General features: G+C 69.9%; 16 protein-coding genes. All 16 read right to left on the minus strand.

What is annotated here, in order from left to right; genetic code table 11:
* Positions 1 to 93: 93 nt before the first annotated feature.
* The 16 genes from B7P44_RS32830 to kamB all read right to left on the minus strand — a co-directional run bounded on the left by B7P44_RS32830 (position 94) and on the right by kamB (position 20,256).
* Positions 94 to 1,533, minus strand: a complete 1,440-nt coding sequence (locus tag B7P44_RS32830; protein ID WP_084910213.1) for an MFS transporter — start codon at positions 1,531 to 1,533, stop codon at positions 94 to 96.
* On the minus strand, positions 1,530 to 2,753 hold the full coding sequence (locus tag B7P44_RS32835; RefSeq protein ID WP_157721129.1) for a MupA/Atu3671 family FMN-dependent luciferase-like monooxygenase: 1,224 nt from the start codon (positions 2,751 to 2,753) through the stop codon (positions 1,530 to 1,532). The genes B7P44_RS32830 and B7P44_RS32835 overlap by 4 nt, the downstream gene beginning before the upstream one ends.
* 117 nt (positions 2,754 to 2,870) lie before the next feature.
* On the minus strand, positions 2,871 to 6,923 hold the full coding sequence (locus tag B7P44_RS32840; protein ID WP_084910215.1) for a non-ribosomal peptide synthetase: 4,053 nt from the start codon (positions 6,921 to 6,923) through the stop codon (positions 2,871 to 2,873).
* 39 nt (positions 6,924 to 6,962) lie between these two features.
* Positions 6,963 to 8,126, minus strand: a complete 1,164-nt coding sequence (locus B7P44_RS32845; protein WP_157721130.1) for an acyl-CoA dehydrogenase family protein — start codon at positions 8,124 to 8,126, stop codon at positions 6,963 to 6,965.
* A 65-nt stretch (positions 8,127 to 8,191) separates the two neighbouring features.
* Positions 8,192 to 9,079, minus strand: a complete 888-nt coding sequence (locus B7P44_RS32850; protein WP_084910217.1) for a class I SAM-dependent methyltransferase — start codon at positions 9,077 to 9,079, stop codon at positions 8,192 to 8,194.
* On the minus strand, positions 9,063 to 10,484 hold the full coding sequence (locus B7P44_RS32855) for a class I adenylate-forming enzyme family protein (RefSeq protein ID WP_084910218.1): 1,422 nt from the start codon (positions 10,482 to 10,484) through the stop codon (positions 9,063 to 9,065). The genes B7P44_RS32850 and B7P44_RS32855 overlap by 17 nt, the downstream gene beginning before the upstream one ends.
* 13 nt (positions 10,485 to 10,497) lie before the next feature.
* A complete protein-coding gene (locus B7P44_RS32860; RefSeq protein ID WP_084910219.1) occupies positions 10,498 to 10,752 on the minus strand; it encodes a hypothetical protein in 255 nt (84 codons plus the stop codon).
* Between the two features lie 44 nt (positions 10,753 to 10,796).
* A complete protein-coding gene (locus tag B7P44_RS32865; protein ID WP_162296941.1) occupies positions 10,797 to 11,621 on the minus strand; it encodes an arylamine N-acetyltransferase in 825 nt (274 codons plus the stop codon).
* 19 nt (positions 11,622 to 11,640) lie between these two features.
* Complete coding sequence (locus B7P44_RS32870) at positions 11,641 to 12,462, minus strand: enoyl-CoA hydratase-related protein (protein ID WP_084910221.1); 822 nt, start codon at positions 12,460 to 12,462, stop codon at positions 11,641 to 11,643.
* A complete protein-coding gene (locus B7P44_RS32875; protein ID WP_084910222.1) occupies positions 12,459 to 13,907 on the minus strand; it encodes an FAD-dependent oxidoreductase in 1,449 nt (482 codons plus the stop codon). Before B7P44_RS32875 ends, B7P44_RS32870 begins: the two co-directional genes overlap by 4 nt.
* Before the next feature lie 10 nt (positions 13,908 to 13,917).
* A complete protein-coding gene (locus tag B7P44_RS32880) occupies positions 13,918 to 14,940 on the minus strand; it encodes an isopenicillin N synthase family dioxygenase (RefSeq protein ID WP_231716869.1) in 1,023 nt (340 codons plus the stop codon).
* 73 nt (positions 14,941 to 15,013) lie between these two features.
* A complete protein-coding gene (locus tag B7P44_RS32885; protein WP_157721131.1) occupies positions 15,014 to 16,171 on the minus strand; it encodes an aminotransferase class I/II-fold pyridoxal phosphate-dependent enzyme in 1,158 nt (385 codons plus the stop codon).
* Entirely contained in the window at positions 16,168 to 16,869 is a 702-nt protein-coding gene (locus B7P44_RS32890; protein ID WP_084910225.1) for a CoA-transferase, read from the minus strand. The genes B7P44_RS32885 and B7P44_RS32890 overlap by 4 nt, the downstream gene beginning before the upstream one ends.
* Complete coding sequence (locus B7P44_RS32895; protein ID WP_084910226.1) at positions 16,866 to 17,525, minus strand: 3-oxoacid CoA-transferase subunit A; 660 nt, start codon at positions 17,523 to 17,525, stop codon at positions 16,866 to 16,868. Before B7P44_RS32895 ends, B7P44_RS32890 begins: the two co-directional genes overlap by 4 nt.
* Positions 17,522 to 19,168, minus strand: coding sequence for a thiamine pyrophosphate-dependent enzyme (locus tag B7P44_RS32900; protein ID WP_157721132.1), 1,647 nt, complete (start codon positions 19,166 to 19,168; stop codon positions 17,522 to 17,524). Before B7P44_RS32900 ends, B7P44_RS32895 begins: the two co-directional genes overlap by 4 nt.
* An 11-nt stretch (positions 19,169 to 19,179) precedes the next feature.
* Positions 19,180 to 20,256: a lysine 5,6-aminomutase reactivase subunit KamB gene (kamB, locus tag B7P44_RS32905; protein WP_133117987.1), complete on the minus strand. Its 1,077-nt coding sequence runs from the start codon at positions 20,254 to 20,256 to the stop codon at positions 19,180 to 19,182.

The following is a 20,256-nucleotide window of genomic DNA, read 5'->3' on the forward strand; positions in this document are numbered from 1 at the left end:
TATGTGCCGATGTGAAAACGCCATGTTCAACTCTATATTCCGAGAAACTGTGCGGCGACCGAGCCCGGCATGTATTCCGGGCTCGGTCGCCCGCTATGCCGCTGCTTTTTTCGTGCGAATCATCATGGCCAGCAACAGTGCCGACACGCCGAGGCATGCGGCAACACAAACGAGCGCCACGGCGAAAGCCGGGCCGATTGCGCCCGGCCCGGTGCCCGCGCCGAGCCACGCGTAGTACACGCTGCCGATCACGGCCACGCCGAGCGCCGCGCTGATCTGAAACGTCGAATTGATCATGCCCGACATCAGGCCCGACAAATGCGCGGGCGCTTCCGCGAGGATCACGCGCAGCAGCATCGGCATCGCCAACCCCTGGCCGAAGCCGATCAGGAACAGCAGCGGCACCAGCGCGGCGGTCGACCCGGGCAGGGCCGACCACACCTCCCATGCCGCCGCGAGCAGCGCCGCGACTTCGACGAGCAGGGCCAGCACGACTGTCCAGGCGCCCGTGATCCGCGTGGCGCGCGGCGCGCAAAGCGGCCCGAGGAAGAAGCCGATGCCGAACGGCGCGAAGCGAAGGCCGGCGGTGAACGGGTCCTCGCCAAGCCCGTCCTGCAGGTAGATGGCCAGCAACAGGAACATGACCGCGATCGAGTAGAAGAACAGGGCCGCGCCCAATCCCAGCCTGACCGACGGAATCCGCAAGGCCTCCGGGTCGACCAGCGGCCAGCCGCCGCGCGCGACCCGTTGCTCGTGCTTCCAGAAGCCCAGCAGCAGGAGCGGAAAGGCGACCACGAGCAACCCGAACGACCACCACGGCCAACCGGCCTCGCGGCCTTCGATCAGCGCCACGATCAGCGAGGCGAGCGCCAGCGCCAGCAGGATCACGCCTTTCACGTCGAGCTTGCGCCCCGTCAGCCCGGCAAGCTTGGGCAGGACCGGCGTCGCGATGCAGACGACGGCGATGCCGACCGGCACGTTCAGCAGGAAGATGGCCCGCCACCCCAGGTGCAGGATGTCGAGCGAGATGAGCAAGCCGCCGATGATCTGCGCGGCGGCCGACGCGAAACCGTAGGTCGCCGCGTAGACCGAGAATGCGCGCGGCTTTTCCTGCGCGGGGAAGATCACGTTGACCGTCGCCAGCCCCTGCGGCACCATCACCGCCGCCGACAGCCCCTGCAACGCCCGTCCCACGATCAGGAAGGTAATCGTCGGCGCGAGCCCGCACATGATCGACGACGCGACGAAACCCAGGAGCCCGATCGTGAAGACGCGCGAGCGGCCGTACAGGTCGCCGAGCCGTCCGCCGATGATCAGGAACACCGCATACGACGCGGCGAACGTCGAGATGATCAACTGCAATTGGGCGGATGTCGCATGCAATTCGTGCTGAATCGCCGGCAGCGCGACATTGACGATGAAGAAATCAAGCGGCGCGAGGAAGATGCCGCACAACAGGATCGCGAGCATCGTCCAACGACGCGGCTCGACCGTGTCGCCCAGCGGCGGATGCAGGGAATTGATCGAGCTCATGCGTGCGCCTCCACGATCACGTCGGGCTGCAACGCGTCCGGCAGATGCTCGCGGCAGTAGTCCCGGAGCGCTTCGATCCGGCTCGCGCGCGAGCGCGCGAGGTCCTTCAGGACGCTCAGCGGTTCGAGACCGCCGCGCGAATCCTCGGGCGCAAGCCAGTCGACCAGGCACGCGATTTCGTCGACGCCCGCCGCGCGCAGCTGATCGACGATCGTCGCGCAACTCTGCGGCGTGCCGATCAGCGCGGCGGTCCGCGAGTAGCGTTTGAACGCGAATTCCGCGATCGCGTCGAGCTCCCGTTCGGAGAACTGCTCGATGTCCTCGCCGGGCGGCAATGCGGGTCGCAGCAGATCGATGTGTTTCTTCATGTATTGGACGAACGACGGCTTGCATTTGGCCAGCGTCCGATCGAGGTCGTACGAGACGAACGTATGCACCATCACCGTCACGCGCCCGGCGTCCGGCGCATGGCCCGCGGCGGCCAGCGCCGCGCGATACGCCTCGATGTTCTCGCTCAGCTTGCCGATGCTCTGGTCCCACAGATGCGTGAGCACGCCGGCGCCGATGCGCCCCGCGTATTCGAACGTGTCGGGGTTGCCGGTCGCCGTCACCGACAGCGGCAACGTCGCCTGCACCGGCCGGGGAAAGATCCGGATCGGCGTGGCGGTCTGCTGGCCGTCCTCGAGCGTGATCGCGTCACCGGCCCACAGCTTCCTGAGCAGCTCGATGCCCTGCACGCGATCCTCGCGGCGGGTCGCGAAGCGCTCCGGCGCGAGCACGAAGTCGCGCGGGTGCCATCCGGTGGCAATCGACACCCCCGCGCGGCCGTGCGACAGGCAGTCGACGACCGCCCATTCCTCGGCGACGCGCAGGATCTGGTGCAACGGCAGCGCAACGCTGCCGGCCCGCAGTTTCACGCGCTCAGTGATCACGGCCAGCGCAGCGCTCAGCGTGGCCGGGTTCGGATAGAACCCGCCCACTTCGTGGAAGTGCCGCTCGGGCGTCCACACCGAATCGAAGCCGTGCCGGTCGGCGAACCGGGCCGCATCGAGATAGAACGCGTAATCGGCGCCTTGCGTCGCGTCCGCGTGCGCGCCGAAGAAAAACAGGCTGAAGTCGATCGGCGTCGGCGCATCGGGTGGTTCGTGCGCCTCCCGGGGATCGAACGCGACGCGCGCGATCAGTTGCCGCGTCCCGACCGCGTCGTCGGACCACGACACGGATGCGCCGCCTATCGCCGGATGCGCACTCAGTACTGCCTCTATGTGACTAAGGTCCTGCTGGGTCGACATGTCGCAGACTCCACTATGAATTTGATTGGTTGAACCGGGCCGCGCTCACGCGCGCTCGAGCACGAGCCGGTCGGTGACGAGGCTCGCCACCCGCTCGATCAGCGGCGCGCGCATGATCGCGAAATGGTCGCAATCGAACGCGTGCTCGTCGACCGTCCGGGCCGCCGGCGTCCACGGGCGCAGCGCGGTCGCCTCGGGCGACAGCGCGTGCGTCGCGCGCAGCAGCAGCACGTCGACGTCGCAGGACGTCGGGCGGTACGCATAGAGCGCGCCCAGGTTGCGCGAGAACGTGTCGAAGACGCGGCGCAGGTGTGCGACCGGCGGATCGGCCGGCAGCACCTTCTGGTCGACCAGATCCGCCATGTAGGCCGCGAAACGCGCGTCGTCGTCGCGCGCCTGCTGCGCGAGCGCGCGCTCCGGCGGCGCGTAGCGCAGGCCCGCGATGCCCGCGAGGTCGCGGCAGAACGCCTCGAGCATCGGCGCCGGATCCGCGTCGCGTACGGGCGGCCGGGCCGCATCGGCCGGCAGGTAGTACGGATCGATCAGCGCGGTCAGGCATACGTCGCGACCCGCCGCCACGAGGCGCCGCGCGGTCTCGACGGCGACCGCCGCGCCCATCGACCAGCCCAGCAGCGCCATGGGCCCCGTGGGCGCGGCGCGCCGGATCCGGTCCGCGTAGTCGTCGGCCAACGCCTCGATGCTCGACCGCTCGGCCTCGTCGGGCGTCGCATCGGTGCGCTGGATGCCGAACATCCTCACGCCCGCGGGCAGATGTGCGCCGAGCGGCATGTACGCGTGCGCCGCGCCGCCGACCGCGTGGATGCAGAACAGCGACAACGACGCTTCGGTTTCGCCGGCGCCCGCCTGCCGCAGCACGATCACGGGCTGTGCCGCGCCCGTCGCACCGGGCTTGCTGTCGATCAGGTCGGCGAGCCCCTGCAGCGTCAGCGTCGACGTGAACGCGTCGAGCGTCAGCGTCGCGCCGAAACGCTCGCGAACCTTCCCGACGAGCTGCAGCGCCTGGAACGAGGTGCCGCCCAGCGCAAAGAAGCCGTCGTCCGCGCCGACCGCGCCGACGCCGAGAATCTCTTCCCACAGAGGCGCGAGCGAAAGCGCCGTCGCGGAACCGGACGCCGCGTCGCCGGCGCCGCGCCGGGCCGGGGCCCCGGCCTGCGCCGCGCTGCGCGCGTGCAGCTCGGTCAGCGCCGCGTGATCCACCTTGCCGTTCGCGGTCAGCGGCAATGCGTCCAGCACGTGGATCGCGCTCGGGATCATGTAGGCAGGCAACGTGTCCTGGAGCGCGGCGCGCAGCGACTGCGGCACGACGCCCGCGCCAGGCTCGGCCGTCGCGAACGCCACCAGCTGCTTGTCCGCGTCGGCGCCGCCCAGCGCCTTGACGACCGCGCCGCCCACGCCCGCGCACGACGTCAGCGCCGCCTCGATCTCGCCGAGCTCGATCCGGAAGCCGCGCAGCTTGATCTGGTGATCGCAGCGGCCGAGAAACTCGAGATCGCCGCCCGGGCGCAGCCGGGCGAGGTCGCCGGTGCGATAGAGCACCTGTCCGTCGATCACGGCGGTCAGGAACCGCTCGCGCGTGCGCTCGACGTCGCCGAGATAGCCGCGCGCGACGCCCGCGCCCGCCAGGTACAGCTCGCCCGTCTTCCAGAGCGGGCACGGCTGGAACTGGTCGTCGAGCACGTAAGCCTGCTGGTTGGCCAGCGGCCGGCCATACGGAATGGTCGGCCATTGCGGATCGAGTTCGCCGATCTCGTGAATGACCGACCAGATCGACACCTCGGTCGCGCCGCCCAGGCTGTGGATGCGCGCCGCCGGCGCCATGCGCCGGCCCTGCTCCGGCAACGGCAGCGGAATCCAGTCGCCGCTCATCATCACGTGGCGCAAGGTCGGCATCGGCGTACCCAGGTCGCGCGCCGCGTCGACGCCCAGCTGGAACAGCGCGGGAACCGAGTTCCACAGCGTCACGCCCGTGTCGTTCACGAGGCGCGCCCATTCGGTCGGATTGCCGAGCTCGGCCGGAGTCGGCACGACGACCGCGCCGCCCGTGGCCAGCAGGCCGAAGATGTCGTACACCGACAGGTCGAAGCTCAGCGACGACAGCGCGAGCACCCGGTCGCGCTCGCCGACCGCGAGCCGCCGGTTGATGTCGAGGATCGTGTTGACCGCGCCGCGGTGGTCGATCACGACGCCCTTGGGCGTGCCGGTGGAACCCGACGTGAAAATGACGTAGGCGATGTCCCGCGAACTGCGTGCGCGCGCGGGCGCCTGCGCGCCGCCGCCCGCTTCGTCGGCGAGTGCGTCCTCCGGCGCGGTGACCGCGACGACCGGCAGATTCGCCGGCCATGCGCGCGTTTCCGCCAGCGCCGGGGTCGTCACGACCGCCACGGCTGACGAGCGCGCGAGCAGTTCGTTCTGGCGCTGCGTCGGCAGGCTCGGGTCGATCGGCACATACGCGGCGCCCGCACGCACGATCGCCAGCACCGCGACAAGCTGCTCGGCGCTTTTCGGCAGCGTGACCGCCACCCGCCCCTCGCACACGCCGGCGGCGGACAGCCGGCGCGCCAGCGCGCCCGCGGCCGCCCACAGCGTCGCGTAGGTGATGCGCCGGCCGCCGCACACGACGGCCACGTTATCCGGATGCGCGCGCACCGCAGCCTCGACCAGGTCGTCGAGCAGCAGGTCCGGAAAGTCGCACTGCGTCGCATTGAGCGTGTCCCACGCGCGCTGTTGCGGCGCCGGCAGCGGTGCCCGGTACGGCGCGTCCGTCCAGTCGCGCTCCGATTCGGCGAGTTGCCGCAGGCTGCCGACGAAGGCGTCGAACATGTCGTCGATCACGCCGGGCGCGAACGCCTCGCCGACGTAATCCCAGTTCATCGTCAGGTCGCCTTGCGGCTCCTCGGCGACCTGGTGATCGAGCAGCACCTGCGGCACGTCGAGCCGGCTGCCGACGTGTCGCAGCCGCTTGAGCGCGGCCTGCTGCGCGTCGCTCAGGTTGTTGCTGGCCATCATCGACGTGAAGGTGACGGGCGCCACGAGACGCAGCGCGGAGCCCTGCGCGCGATTGACCTCGCGCGCCACCTCGATGCCCGACACGTCGATGTTCGCGACATCCTTCCAGAACTGCTTCTGCACCGCGCGCGCGAAATCGGCGAACGAGGTCGGCTGCCGCAGATCGATCTCGAGCAGCAGCGTGGTGCCGAAGTTGCCGACGACCTGTTCCATGTCGCCGTCGGCGAACGGCCGCTTCGACAGCAGGATCGTGATCGTGAAGTGGCGGCGGCTGCTCCAGCGCGCGAGCGCGCCCGCATACGCGGCGATGATCGCGAACGTGGGCGTCACGCGCTGCTGCTCCGCGAACGTGCTGAAGCGCTGCCAGTCGGCCGCGGGCAGGCTCGCGCAAAGATGCACGAAGGTCGGCTTCCGCGCGATTTCCCCGGCCCCCTTGTCGAGCGGCAGGTCGGGGCCGGGCGGCAGCGCATGCGCGCGCTTGGCCCAGTAGTCGCGGGCGCGGGCGCCGCGCGTGTTCCGCGACGCCGTGCGTTGCTCGATGTAGCGCCGGAACGTGTCGCGCACGGGCGGCAGCGGCGTGTCCGGCGCGTCGCACAGCGCCAGCAGCTCGGCCAGCAGGATCTGCATGCTGATCGCATCGAGCGTCCACAGGTTGAAGCGCAGGAACAGGCGCACGCCGGTCGGCTCGACCAGCATCCGCACGTCGAACTGGGGCCATGCGTCGAGCGGCAGGCGGGTCTCCCACATCGCCTCGCGCAAGTCCTCCTGGCCGCGACGCATCGCTGCGTCGTCCGCTTGCGCGAGGTCCCGCCGCTCGACCGGGTAGTGCGGCACGGCCGGCAGCACACGCTGCTGCCCATCCGCGCCCAGGACCGCGCGCAACATGTCGTGGCGCCGGATCAACGCATTCCACGCGTTCTCGATGCGCTGCGCGTCCATCGGCGGAAACGCCATCTCGCGCAGGAATCGAGCCGTCGTGGCGAGCGGCAGGCCGGGCTGCTCGCCGACGTAGTAGGCCATCTGCATGTCGTCGAGCGGAAAGCCATCGTTCCGCACAAGGTCAGTCGTCATTGGTCACCCGATTGATAGTGGTTCGGCGACATGCCGCTGCTACAGCAGCGGATCATGCGCGTCGAGGCCGGCCAGCGCCGCGCCGAGCACGCCGCCGAAACGGGGCACGCTGTTGGCGGTATGCAGGCTGGCCGTGTTGATGTCGGTCCATGCGCGCGCGAGCGGCTGGCTCGCGTCGACGGCGCCCAGGCCCTGCGTGCGGAACAGCTCGCCGACGGCCGTCACGCACTTGCCCAGGATCTGCGCCGCATCGAGGCGCAGCGCGGCGCGGCGCGGCAAGTCGGGAATCGTCGCCGCGCGGGCCGCTTCGACGAGCGCCGCGAGATTGCGCGCGGCGCTCGCCCGGCATTCGGCCGCGGCCGACGCGGCGAGCGCGATCGCCAGCTTCGCGTGCGGCGCGGCCGTCGCGGGCTCGCGCCCGATGCGCGCGACGCACGCGTCGAGCGCGCCTTCCAGGGCGCCCACGCCGGGCAGCGCGATCGTCAGCCCGAACAGCTGGCCGAACGGGATCCGGTAGAGCGGATTCGCGTGCAGCGCATGCCCCGGACAGACGCAGCGGAAGCCGTCCGACCCACGGAAGATCCGGTGCCGCGGCACGCGCGCCTGTTCGACCACGATGCTGTGACTGCCGGTCGCCCGCAGCCCGATCGCCTGCCAGTCACGGCGGATGTCATAGTCCGCACGAGGCACCAGCAGCGCACAATGTTCGCGGCCGCCCGCGCCGTCGTCGAGCCATGCGCCGAGCATCGCCCAGTCGCTGAAGCGGCAGCCGGACGCATAGCGCCAGCTACCGGACAGCAGCCAGCCGTCGGCGGTCGGCTCGACGCGCCCGACCGGCATGAATGACGACGCGATCACGGCGCGCGGATTCGCAAGCCATACGTCCTCCTGCGCGCGGCGCTCGAACAGCGCCAGTTGCCACGCCTGCAGGCCCAGCACGCCGACGAGCCAGCCCGCCGACATCGAGGCCCGCGCGAGCCGGCGCTGCACGTCGAAGAAGAGGTCCGGCGCTGCCTCGAACCCGCCGAAGCACCGCGGTTGCAGCACTTGCAGGAGTCCGCCCTCGACCATCGCCGCCATCAGGTCGGCGGGCAGGTCGGTGTCGGCGTGCCCGCTCGCGTGCAGGCGCGCCAGCCGCTCGGCGATGTCGTCGGCGCTGGCGAGCAGCGCGCCGCTGTCGGTCGCTTGTTGCAGTTCGCTCATCGAAGCTCCAAACGTTGGAATACTCAAGTCGCACCCGTGTGCGTGAGCCGGCCGGTCCGCGCCGCTCATTCGAACTGCGCGCAGCAGAGATGAAAGCCGCCCACGGCCCGGCCCGCTTCCGTGCCATCGGTGCGCGTCAGGAAGCGGCGCTCGATCTCCGCCGCGTCGTGGTCGTGCGTGACCACGAGTCCCGCGGCCGCGCAGCGGTCGCGAATCGCATCCCGGGACGCGCAGAAGCGGAATGTCACGCCCTCGTCGCGCTCCATCAGCTTCACCTGTTCGCCGCCGTAGTACCCGGCCGGATTCACCAGCACGGCGCCGTCGAGGTAGTCGAACGCCACGCAGGCGCCCGCCGGCGCGCGACGCGCGCGCAGCGCGTAGAGCAGGCCTTCGAGGAACGCCGGGTCGAGGTAATAGAGGACGCCCTCGGCCATCACCGTGAACGGCGCCGTCCAGTCGACGCCGGCCGCCTCGAGCCGCGCGACGAGGCTGCCCGCATCCGGTTGCGGATCGATCGGCACGATCCTGTTCGCCGGCGCCGCAAGGGCCGCCGCGGCGGCCCGCTCGGCCTTCGCCCGATGGACGTCGGGCGTATCGACCTCATAGAACGTCAGCGACGCCGGCGCGTCGAAGCGCCACGCGCGCGAGTCGTATCCGGCGCCGATCAGCACGAACTGCCGGACGCCGGCGTCGACGCTGCGCGCGACCACCTCGTCGAAAAAGCGCGTGCGCGCCACCACGTAGCCGTACAGGCCGGGCGCCGTGGCTTCGAAGCGGTTCAGCATCGCGCGGCGCATGCGCAGCAGCATGCGCGTCTCGTCGTCGAGGAAACGCTGCGCGAGATGATCGCCGCAGCGCACCGAAGCATCCGGCTCGGCGTGACCGAGCGCGCGCAGCATCGTCACGCGCAGCGCCGGCGTCAGGGTCGGCCCGTCGTCACGCATGAGTCGCATCCCGCGTGATCCGCACCAGGTCGGGCTTGCCGGACGGCAGCTTGGTCACCGCGTCGACGATCGTGCAGCGCGACGGCACCTTGTAGTCGGGCATCCGCTCGCGGCAGAACTGCAGCAACGCGTCGGCGTCGATCTGCGTCTTGTCCCTGACGACCACCTGCGCGGCGAGCTCCTCCGTGCCGAACGCGCTGTTGAACGGCGCCACGGCCACGTCGATGACGTCCGGATGCGACGCGAGGACCGTCTGCACCTCGACCGGGTAGACCTTGTAGCCGGAGCGCTTGACGAACGACGACGCGCGCCCCAGCACGCGCAGCCCGTCGTCGTTGAGCACGCCGATGTCCTCGGTGTCGAGCCAGCCGTCGTCCGTGATGCGCTTGTCCGGACGGCCGAGGTAGCCCTGCATCGCCGGGCAGCCGCGTACGAGGATCCGGCCCGCCGCGTCGGGATCGCCGAGCGGCGTGTCGCCGTCCCCGACGATGCGCACCTCGACGCCCCGCGCCGGATAGCCCACCCCGTGCGGCGCGCGCCGCTCGCCGAGCCGCTCGCAGCTGATCAGCAGGAATTCGGTCAGGCCATACGTGCGCAGCAGCGGGATGCCGTAAAGCCGCTCGAAGCGCTCCTTGATCGGCTCCGGCAGCGGCGCCGCGCCCGATACCGCGACGCGGATCCGCGAGCCGAGCGGACGCTTCGCGAACGCCAGGAAGCCGTAGAAGCTCGCCATCGACAGCAGCACCGTCGGCTCGATGCGCGCCAGCGCCGCGAGCCGCTTCGACAGGTCGTCGTCGAACACCGGCGCGATGCATGCGCCGGCGTACAGCGTCGCGTTCAGGCCGCGATTCTGGCCATACGCGTGCCAGAACGGCACGGTCGTCAACTGCACGTCCGCGGCGGTCAGGTTCACGCTGTTCGCGCATTCGAGACTGGCCGCCAGCAGGCTCTCCTGCGTCAGCATGACCGCCTTCGGCTTGCCGCTGCTGCCCGACGTGAACAGCAGCTGCGCGGGCGCTTCGGCGCCCGGATACCACGGCGCGGCGTCGGGCGGTTCGAGCGCGGTGACGGTCGGCACCTGCGCGCCGTCGGCCGCGATCTCCACCCGCCAGTTCGCGCGCGACACCTCGAGCAGCGTCTGCTGCATCGCGTGCTCGAGCTGCGGCTCGATCGGCGCGGCGGTCGCGCCGATCGACCAGACGGCGATCAGCGCCGCGACGTAATCGTCGGACTCGGCGCAGCAAACCGCGACACGATGGCCCGGCCGGATCCCTGCGTCGAGCAGTTGCGCACGCACGGTGTCGACGCGCGCGAGCATCTCGCCGTACTCGACCTGCCGGTCCTCGAGGCGCAGGAGCGCCGCACCCGGGCGCGAGCGTCCATGAAAGCGCAAAAGGTCGTACATCGAATACATGGCTGCACTCCTCTCAGGCCGTCTTGACGGGATTGTTGGTATTGAGCTTCTCGACGAACTCGTTGATCGACAGGCTGAACAGCTCGAACGCGTTCTCCAGCTCGAGCTCGTAGCCGAGCAGATCCTGTATTTCGATCAGCGCCCGCATCATCCGCAACGATTCGAGCTTCAGCCCGGAATCGAGGATCGGTATGTCGAGGCTGATATCGATCTCTTGCCGAAACACTCGGCGAAATACGTCCACTACGTCTTCCGTCGTGATCGCCATGATTTCCTCATTGAAATGATCTCGCGCACTGCATGCCCATCGCGTCAGGCGACGCGCTGCAGGCGTTCGTAGAACGGCGGGAACAACCCGGACTCGAGGAAGCGCAACGCGTCCTCGCGCTCCGCGCGCGCGGCCGCGAGCCGCTCGGCGATGCCGGCCCGCACGTGCGCGGGCACCCACGCGTGCTCGTCGATCCGGTCGGGCGTGAAGACCTGGTAGCTGGCGCCCTTGGTCGCCAGCAGCGCGTCGTCGCGCGGCGAATAGAAGATCGCCTGCCGCACCGGCCGCAACACCTGGTAGAACGGGGCCGTCACGCCGAACGGCGAAAATTGCCGATAGCGCGTGCGAAACTGCGCTTCGCGCATCGCCAGCGGCCACTCGAGATTCGCATGATCGGCGTCGACCACGCGCGCTCCGTCGATGCGGGCGAGCACGAAGCGCGCGGCGTCGACGCGCGTGACCTCGAACTCGCCCGTGCGCAGCGCGCCGGCGTCCGGGACCGGAAGCATCACGTTCCGGTAGTACGGATCGCACACCCACATGCCGCCATCCAGCCGGACCACGACGAGCGGCTTCGACAGCGTGATCCTCACGCCATTGCGCTCGTCGTGGTAATCGGCGTTGATCAGCCGCGCGTCGAAGCCGGCTTCGTGCAGCACGGCCTCCAGCAGCACGCTGTGCTCGACGCAATGCCCGCCGCCGCCGTCGAGCACGGCCGCCAGCATCTGCCCGGCGTTCTTGATGAGCACGCCGGACGCAAGATTCGACAAGGTCTCGTACGGTATGCCGAGCGACAGGTACCAGTCGAACAGCCTTGCGAGCCCCGCCGGCGACACCTCGACGTCGCTCAGGTATCCCAACTTTGACAAATAGCGCATCTCTCCTCCGTCAGGCGCCGACGAAGCGCGGCGGCCGGCCTTCCGCGCGCGCGTTCATCGCCTCTTTGAAGTCCTGCGAATCGAACGCGTCCAGCATCTCTCGATTCGCGATCCCGGTCGATTCGTGCAGCGTCTGCATCGACGCATCCCAGACCTGCCGCTTGATGATGCGCAGCGAGCGCGGCGAGCACGCGCGGGCGATGTCGCGCGCGTACTGCATCGCACGCTCGAGCAGCGCGTCGGCCGGGCAGACGAAGTTGACGAGCCCGAGCCCCTTCGCCTCCTGCGCGTCGACGCGCCGCCCGGTGAGCAGCAGGTCGAGCGCGTTGGCCGTGCCGATCGCGCGCGCCAGCAGCCACGCGATCCCGTGCTCCGCGACCAGGCCGGTGCGCGCGAACGAGGTCGCGAACACCGCATCCTCCGACGCGAATCGCACGTCGCACGCGAGGCCGAGCACGAACCCGCTGCCGGCGGCCGGCCCGTTGATCGCGGCGATCACCGGCTTGCCGATCGACGGAAAGTAGTTGAACAGGCCCTCGAAATCGGCGCGCTCGGACGCCCGCGGCATCTCCGGCGGGAACTCGGTGCTGCGCCGGCGCGCCCGGTTCTCGTCGGTTTGCGACAGGCAGGCGTAGTCCATCCCGGCGCAGAAGCTGCGGCCCGCCCCGGTCAGGACGATCGCCCTGACCTCCGGGTCCAGCGCCGCGCGGGCGAACGCGTCGGCCAGCTCCGCGCCCATTTCCGGCGTCCACGCATTCAGGCGGTCCGGCCGCGCGAGCCGCACCAGCGCGACGCCGTCCGAGCACGCGTATTCGATCGTCGTATAGCTCATGAAGCCGCGACCTCGCCGGCGCCTGCGCGCGCGTTGTCCACGATCTCGTAGAACAGCTTGTGCAACGTCTCGTTGAACGGCGCCTCGCGCAGCCGCGACTGGATCATCGCGCGCAGCGATTCGCCGTTGCCGTCGTCGACGATCGCGTGCAGCAGGCTGCGCAGATACGTCTCGAGCTCGCCCGCGCGGTTGTACGGCAGCGGGCTGCGCGGCTCCTGCAGGAACGCGACGATGTCGCGCGTGCCCACCTCGATCAGCCGGTCCATGTCCCAGCCGTCGACGCGCGCCTCGTCGATGACGGCGAACGGATTACCCTCGTACGCTGCGTCGCGCAGGCCGAGCTCCTTCGCGATCAGCGTCGCGACGAGCGGCGCCATCAGCACAACGTTGCGATAGGTGCCGGTCGCAATCAGCAGGTTGGGCACGCGGGTCTTGCCGACGAGCGGCCGCCGGAAGCCGGCGATCGGGCGGAAGCCGACGCGGATCTGCTCGATGTGGCTCGTGCGGATATCCGTGTTGATCTGGTGGATCGTCTCGTCGAACAGGCCATGAAGCTCGGCCGGCTGCACCTTCTCCTCGCTCTCGTGGTCGACGCCCATGAAATTCGTCGCGCCGACGTAAAGCAGGCCGCTCGCGGGACGGGGCACGACGTGAATGCCGCAGGCGAACGCGCGATTCGGCGTGCGGATCGTGTGCGCCACCGACGGTACGCCGCTGACGAGGCACGACACGCCCTTGCCGAAATAGAGCGGCGGCAGGCCGGCGTCCTCCACCAGCGTGGGGTCGAGGCACTGCAGCGCCCGCGAGCCGTTCGCGAGGATCACCGCGTCGGCCGTGATCGTGCTGCCGTCGCGCAGCGTCGCGGTCCATGCGTCGCCGTCCGGCTTCACCGACGTCACGTCCGTGTCGAGGTGCGTGTACGCGTCGCGCCGCGCCAGCGCCGCGATCATCGCATCCAGCAGCTCGCCGGAATCGACTGCGTGCTCGTTCCCGAGATACAGGCACAGGGCCGGTGCGCGCGCCGCGCTCGGCTTCAGCCCGGGCACGTCCTCGGGCTCGATCCACTGCGCCGGCTCGCCGCGCCGCTGCGCCTCGTCGTGCATGCGCCGAATGCAGTCGCGGTCGCGCACGCCTTCATTGTTCGCGATGATCACGGTGCCCGGCACCTGCGTGACCTTCATGCCGGACAGTTCCTGGAGCCGGGCGAGCCACGCCGGGTAATAGCGCTGCGCGGCCAGGCGGAAATCGAGTTCCTCGATTTCCGCGGGACCGTCGTCGGCCGTCACTTCGCCGAACGCGCCCAGCATGGCGCCCGCCGCGCGCGACGCGGACAGCACGTCGCCGGCGCGATCGAACGCGTTGATTACCTGCACGCCGCACTCGGTCAGTTCGAGTGCAATCGATAGGCCGACGACGCCGCCGCCGATCACGATGACTTTCTTCATGGTGTCGCTCCTAGTACGCTTCGGCTTCCGCCGCAGATGCTTGCTTCCGATATTCAAAGGTGTCGTCGAATCCGCGTGCCACGTGCGCGCCCATCGTCGTCGGCGCGTAACGCGCAGGGGTGTCCGCCGACACGAACTGCGGCAGCGGCTCGACCACGCAGTCGTGGTCGGGATCGAAGAAGAATGCGAGCGAGTGACGCGTCTCGCCGGACAGGTTCACGACCCGATGGGGCGTGGCCCGCCAGTAGTCGTTGGTCCAGATGCCGGTCACGTCGCCGAGCGGGCACGTGAACGTGCCGGGAATGCGCGGCGCGCGGAACCACTGGCCCGACGCGTCGCAGATCTCGAGTCCGGCCACGTCGGTTTGCCAGATCACCGACACGATGCCGTAATCGGTGTGCGTGCCGCAGCCGATCGCACCGCCGGATTCACCCGGCGGCTGCTGCGGATAGCGCGCGGCGCGCAGCTGCGCGAGCGGCTTGACGGTTCGTTCGGCGAAATAGCCGTTCGGCAGACCGAGTGCGATCGCGAACAGCTCGCTGATGTTTTCGCAGAGCGCCTGCCATTCGCGATACAGCCAGAGCATCGTCGGGCGCAGCTGCGGCATGACATCCGGCCACGCGTTGTAGCCGTGGAAGAACTTGCCGGCGAGCACGTCGGGATCGTCGGGCGCGAGTTCGAGCGCCATGTCGAACACTTCCTTGATGTCCTTGATCTTGCTGCCGTACGCGTTCTCCTCGCCCGACGGCGCGTAGCCGCGATGGAACGGCGACTTCGAGATGTGGATCGCCATCTTGTCGGCCATCGGCAGGTCGAAGAACTGGTTCACCGCCGTCTCGGCCGTCTTGAGCAGGATCTCCGACACGCCATGGTGCTCGACGTAGAAATAGCCGATGTGCCGGCACACCTCGCCGAGCGCCTCGGCCAGCGCGCGCTTTTCGCGCTCGTCGCGCGAACGCAGCGCGGCCAGGCTCACGATCGGGATGCGCTGCCCGTCGACCGTGTGATACCTGACGAATCGATTCTGTTCCAACTTACTCGCCCTCATTGTCATTCCTCTCTCCTTGACTCGATATCGCAGCAATCCGGCATGCGTTTCGGTTTCTTCATCTGTGGTTCGCGACGTAGTCGCGCAGTCTCTCCATCGCGGACTGCAGGCGCGCCTCGCTCAACGCGAAGCAAAGCCTCAGGTAGCCGTCACACGCGCCGCCGAACGCCGAGCCGGGCGCGAGCCCCACGCCGGTCTCGGCCGCGAGCGCGACCGCGAAGGCCAGGTCGTCGCTCACGCCGTCGACGCAGAGCAGGCCGTAGAAGCCTGCGCTTGTGCTCAGCATTCGCACCCGCGGGGCATCCGCGAGCGCCGCCTCCACGCACGCGCGGCCCTGCGCGCAGCGCGCCCGCAGCGCCTCGGTGATCGTGTCGCCTTCGGTCAGCGCCGTGATGCCCGCGCGTTGCACGAACGTCGCCGGGCCGGTCGTGTTGACCGCATTGAGTTCGCCGACGACCGCGTCGGTGTGCGCGGGATGCACGAGCCAGCCCAGCCGCCAGCCCGTCATCGCCCATGTCTTCGAGAAGCTGTTCGCCACGATGACGGGCGCGCCGTCACGCGCGAAGCCCTGCATCGTCGGCGCGACCGCGCGGTCATTCGCAAAACGCTCGTACACCTCGTCCGCGATCACGTGGATGCCGCGCGACGCGCAGAACGCGACGATCTCGCGTTGCGCGTCCGGCTCGCAGATCCAGCCCGTCGGGTTGCCGGGGCTCGCCAGGTAGATCGCCTTCGTGTCGCCGTCGACCGCGTCGAACAACGCGTCGAGATCCAGGTGCCAGCCGTCCTCGTAACGCAGCGACACGAAGCGGCAACACGCGCCGACCGCCGCCACCGCGCCGCCGATGTTCGGCCACGCGGGCGCGACGACGACGACGTTCGACCCCGGCGTGACGACGGCCTGCAGCGCGATCATGATTGCCGACATGCCCGACGCCGTCACGGTGATGCGCGCGGGGTCCGTCGCGATGCCGTGCAGGCGCTGCTGATAGGCGGCCAGCGCGTCGCGCAGCGCGGGCAGGCCGCGGCGCGGCGCATAGAACGTGTCGCCCGCCGCGAGCGCGCGCGTCGCAGCGGCGCAGATCACCTCGGGCGTCGGCACGTCGGATTCGCCGAACCAGAGCCGGATCTGCCGGCCGGACGCCTCGGCGGCGTTCGCCACGGCCATGATCGGGTTCGCGGTGCGCGCGATGAGCGAAGCGAGCGGCGCCGTCATGCGCGGTCTCCGGCGGCGGGCGCATCGTGCAACGGCATGGCGCGCAGCCCGGACGCTTCGGCGAGACGCCATTGCGTCACTTCGCGCAGGTGGCGCATCGTGATGCCGGGATGGATCTCGCGCACGATCCCGCCTTGCGGCCCCACGTCGATCACCGCGAGATCGGTATAGACGCGCGACACGACGCGCGCCCCCGTCAGCGGCAGCGAGACCTCGCGCACCAGGCGCGAACGGCCGTCGGCCGTGCAGTGCTCCATGCCGACCCAGATCGCCTGGGCGCCGATCGCGATGTCCATCGCCCCGCCGACTGCCGGCGGCACCCCGGATTTGCGGCGGTCCCAGCTGGCCAGGTCTCCGGCTTCGGAAATCTCGTAGCCGCCGAGAAACGCGATGTCGACATGGCGGCCGCGCAGCATCGCGAACGATTCGCAGCAGTCGAAATACGACGCGCCGGCCTGCACGGTGACGAACTGCTGGCTCGCGTTGACGAGATTGCGGTTGATCGCGCAGTCGGGCGCGATGCCGCCGACGCCGAGAATGCCGTTCTCGCTATGGAAGATCACCTCGCGTCCGGCCGGGACATGGCGCACCGCTTCGGTGGGAATGCCCACGCCGAGGTTGACGTACGCGCCTTCGAAGAAATCCTGCGCGGCGCGCCACGCAATCTGCTGGCGCCGCGCTTGCTGTGCATCGCTCATAGGGTCACCACCTGATCGACGTAAATGCCCGGCGTGACCACTGCCTCGGGGTCGAGCTCGCCGAGCGCGACCATGCGGTCGACCTCGGCGATCGTGCGCCGCGCCGCGCCGGCCATCACCGGACCGAAATTGCGTTGTGCCGCCTGGTAGACGAGATTCCCCCAGCGGTCGGCAAGATGCGCGCGGATCAGCGCGAAATCGGCATGAAGCGGATATTCGAGCAGGCAGCGCTGGCCGTTGATCTCGCGAACTTCCTTGCCGGCGGCGAGCACGGTGTCGACGGCCGTCGGCGTGTAGAAGCCCGCGATGCCCGCCTTCGCCGCACGGATGCGCTCGGACAAGGTGCCTTGCGGCACGAGTTCCAGCTCCACCTCGCCGCGCGCGTAGCGCTCCTCGAAGACGAACGAGCCGGTGCGCCGCGGGTACGCGCAGATCATCTTGCTCACCTGCCCGCGCTTCAGCAGCATCGCGACGCCCTCCAGCGCCCGGCCCGCGTTGTTCGACACGATCGTGAGGTTCCGCGGCCCCAGTTCGACGAGCGCTTCCACGAGACCGAACGGCATCCCCGGGTCGCCAAAGCCGCTGACGAGAATCACGGCTCCGTCGGTCACGTCCGCCAGCGCGTCGACCGCGCGCGATACGAACTTGTTGATCATCGTTCATTCCTCGATGGGTTCCCGGCGCCTCTCGTGCGCGGCAAGCGCAACAGCGGCCAGGGGTCTGACATCGCGCCGACGGGCACCTCGATCACGGTCGGGAGATCGCGGCCCAGCGCGTCCCGAATCGCATCGGCCAGCGCGGCGGCCGTGTCGACCCGCTGGCCGAACGCGCCGAATGCGCGCGCATACGCGACGAAATCCGGGTTGTGCAGCGCAGTGGCCAGCTGGTAGCCGTTGGCCGCCTGTTCGCGCAACACGTTTCCGTAGGCGTTGTCGTTGAAGACGACCGCAATGACGCCGAGCCGGTGCTGCACGGCCGTCGCCAGATCGTTCGCCGTATACAGGAAGCCGCCGTCGCCGTTGATCGAGACGACCGCGCGGCGCCGCTGCGCGGCCTTCGCACCCAGCGCCGCGGCAAAACCGTAGCCGAGCGCGCCCTGGTAGCCGGACGTGATGTAGGTACGCGGCGCGTAGACCGGATAGCCGATGCGGCACGCGTAGCCGATTTGCGTCAACTCGTCGACGAGGATGCCGTCGTCGGGAAGCGCGGCGCGCAGCGCCGCGACGAATCCGGCCTGCGGCGAAAGCGCGGCGAACTCGCGCTCGACCGCGTCGCGAACCGCCGCCAGCTCGACGGCGCGCGACGGCGCGCGATAATCCGCGAGCCGCTGCTCGAGGCCGTCGATCGCCGCTTGCGCGTCGCCGACGATGGCCAGCCCCGCGAAGCCGGCTTCCATGCGCGTGCGATCGCTGTCGATCCGGATGACCTTCAGTGCGTCGTCGGTGCCCCATTCGCAATACGGCCGGCCGAGACGCGTGCCGACCGCCAGCACGACGTCCGCGGTTTGCCACAGACGATGCCCGGCAGGCACCGACATCGCGAGCGGATGCCGCGCATCGAGCACGCCGCGACCGCCGCCGTTCGACACCACGGGCGTTTGCAGGCGCTCGGCGAGCCGGCCCAGCGACGCGCGCGCGCCGATCGCGCCGCCGCCGACCACCAGGAGCGGACGCCGGGCGCCCGCCAGCCACGCCGCGGCACGATCGAGCACATGCGGGTCCGGCTGTTCGTCCGCCGTGCGGCCGACGCCGTCGCCCGCCGCGCGCGCGCCCGCCGGCACCGGCATGCGCAGCACGTCCGGCGGCACCTCGAGCGCGACCGGCCCGGGCGCGCCGGCGCGCATCGCCGCCAGCGCCGCGTCGAACGTCGCGGCCGCGTCGTCGGCGCACGCGATCCGGTCCGCCCACTTGGTGACCGACCGCAGCGTGAGCAGCTGATCCGGCAGCTCATGCAGATAGCCGAGCCGCTTGCCGATGGCGGCCAGCGGAATCTGGCCGGTGATGCAGAGCACCGGCGCGCCCGCCGCATAGGCGACGGACAGGCCCGCGAGCGCATTCAGCGCGCCCGGCCCCGGCGGCACGATGCACACGCCCATTGCGCCGGTCGCGCGCGCCGCGCCGTAGGCCATGTAGGCCGCGGTCTGCTCATGCCGCACGACGACGGCCTCGATGCGGTCCCGGCGTACGTGCAGCGCCTCGAAAAGCGGCGAAAGCTGGTCGCCCGGCATGACGTACACGGTGTCGACACCGCGCGCAATCAAGGCGTCGACGAGCTGGCCGGCGACAGTAGTGACTGACATGTCGGCACCCCTCATCGGTCTTGCGCGAATGCGGGAGCCGGGCGGTGCCCGGATGCCGCGACTCGCGGGTAGGACGCATGCAGCACGTCATGCACGGCGACGGGCGGCACCGCGGCCGCGAGGCGCGCGACGAACGCCCCCGAGTCGAAGCTGCGCAACTGCGGCGCGACCGGGTTCACCGTGATCGCACACAGACGGGTGTCGCGCAGCACGCACAGGTGCAGCCCGCGCTTCTCGTACCAGCCGACGCCGTTTCGATTGAAATAGAACTTCGAGCTGTCGGTTGCGACGACCCGCACGTCGGCATCGTCCTCGCACGCGCGCAGCACGCTGTCGAGGAACGCCTCGCAGACGGCGCCGCGCAGCAGGATGCGGGCGAACGGCCCGTGTTCGGCACGCCATTGCTTCAGCGCGTCGGTCCGGTCGGTGAGCCCGAATCCGGGCGGCAACGCGATCCGCTTCCCCGCCACCGTCACCAGATGGTCGGACGATCCGTGCCCGACGCCGTCCGCCGGCGTGACCGGCAGCCTGAGCCGGCGGATTTCCTCGACCGTGTACCTGACGACCGCGTCGAGATCCTCGCCAAGAATGGCGCCCGTCGCGACGATGACCGCATCGGTGACGTCGGGGCTGGACGCGCAGCGCCGGTTGATCGATCCATCGACGATCACCTTCTCGGCGCCCAGCGCGAGCATGCGTTCGATGACTGCCTTCATCTGCGCGACCACGCTCGGCCCGGCCACCTCGACGACGCCGGCCTCCGCCATCCGGGCGATCGTGACCGTCCCGAGCGGGTTGCGATAGGGCGTGGCCACCAGCTCGTCATGACGCAGGCCGCTGCGCTTGAGCAACGAGCGCGTGGTCGCGACCAGCGCGCCTGCGGGCAGGTGGATCCGCGGCTTCAGGATGGTTTCGTCGAGCACGTCGCACGCCTCGCCGTCGCGGCCGATCGACGTGATGCCGATCGCGCATCCGCGCGCCGACAATTCGTCGACGAGCACCGTCAGCGCGACCGTCTTGCCCGTGTTCTTCGCCAACCCGTAGATGGCGACGCGCCGCGCGTCCGCGCAAAGCTCTGAGATTCGCAT

The sequence above is a fragment of the Burkholderia ubonensis subsp. mesacidophila genome, from assembly GCF_002097715.1.
Lineage (GTDB): Bacteria > Pseudomonadota > Gammaproteobacteria > Burkholderiales > Burkholderiaceae > Burkholderia > Burkholderia mesacidophila.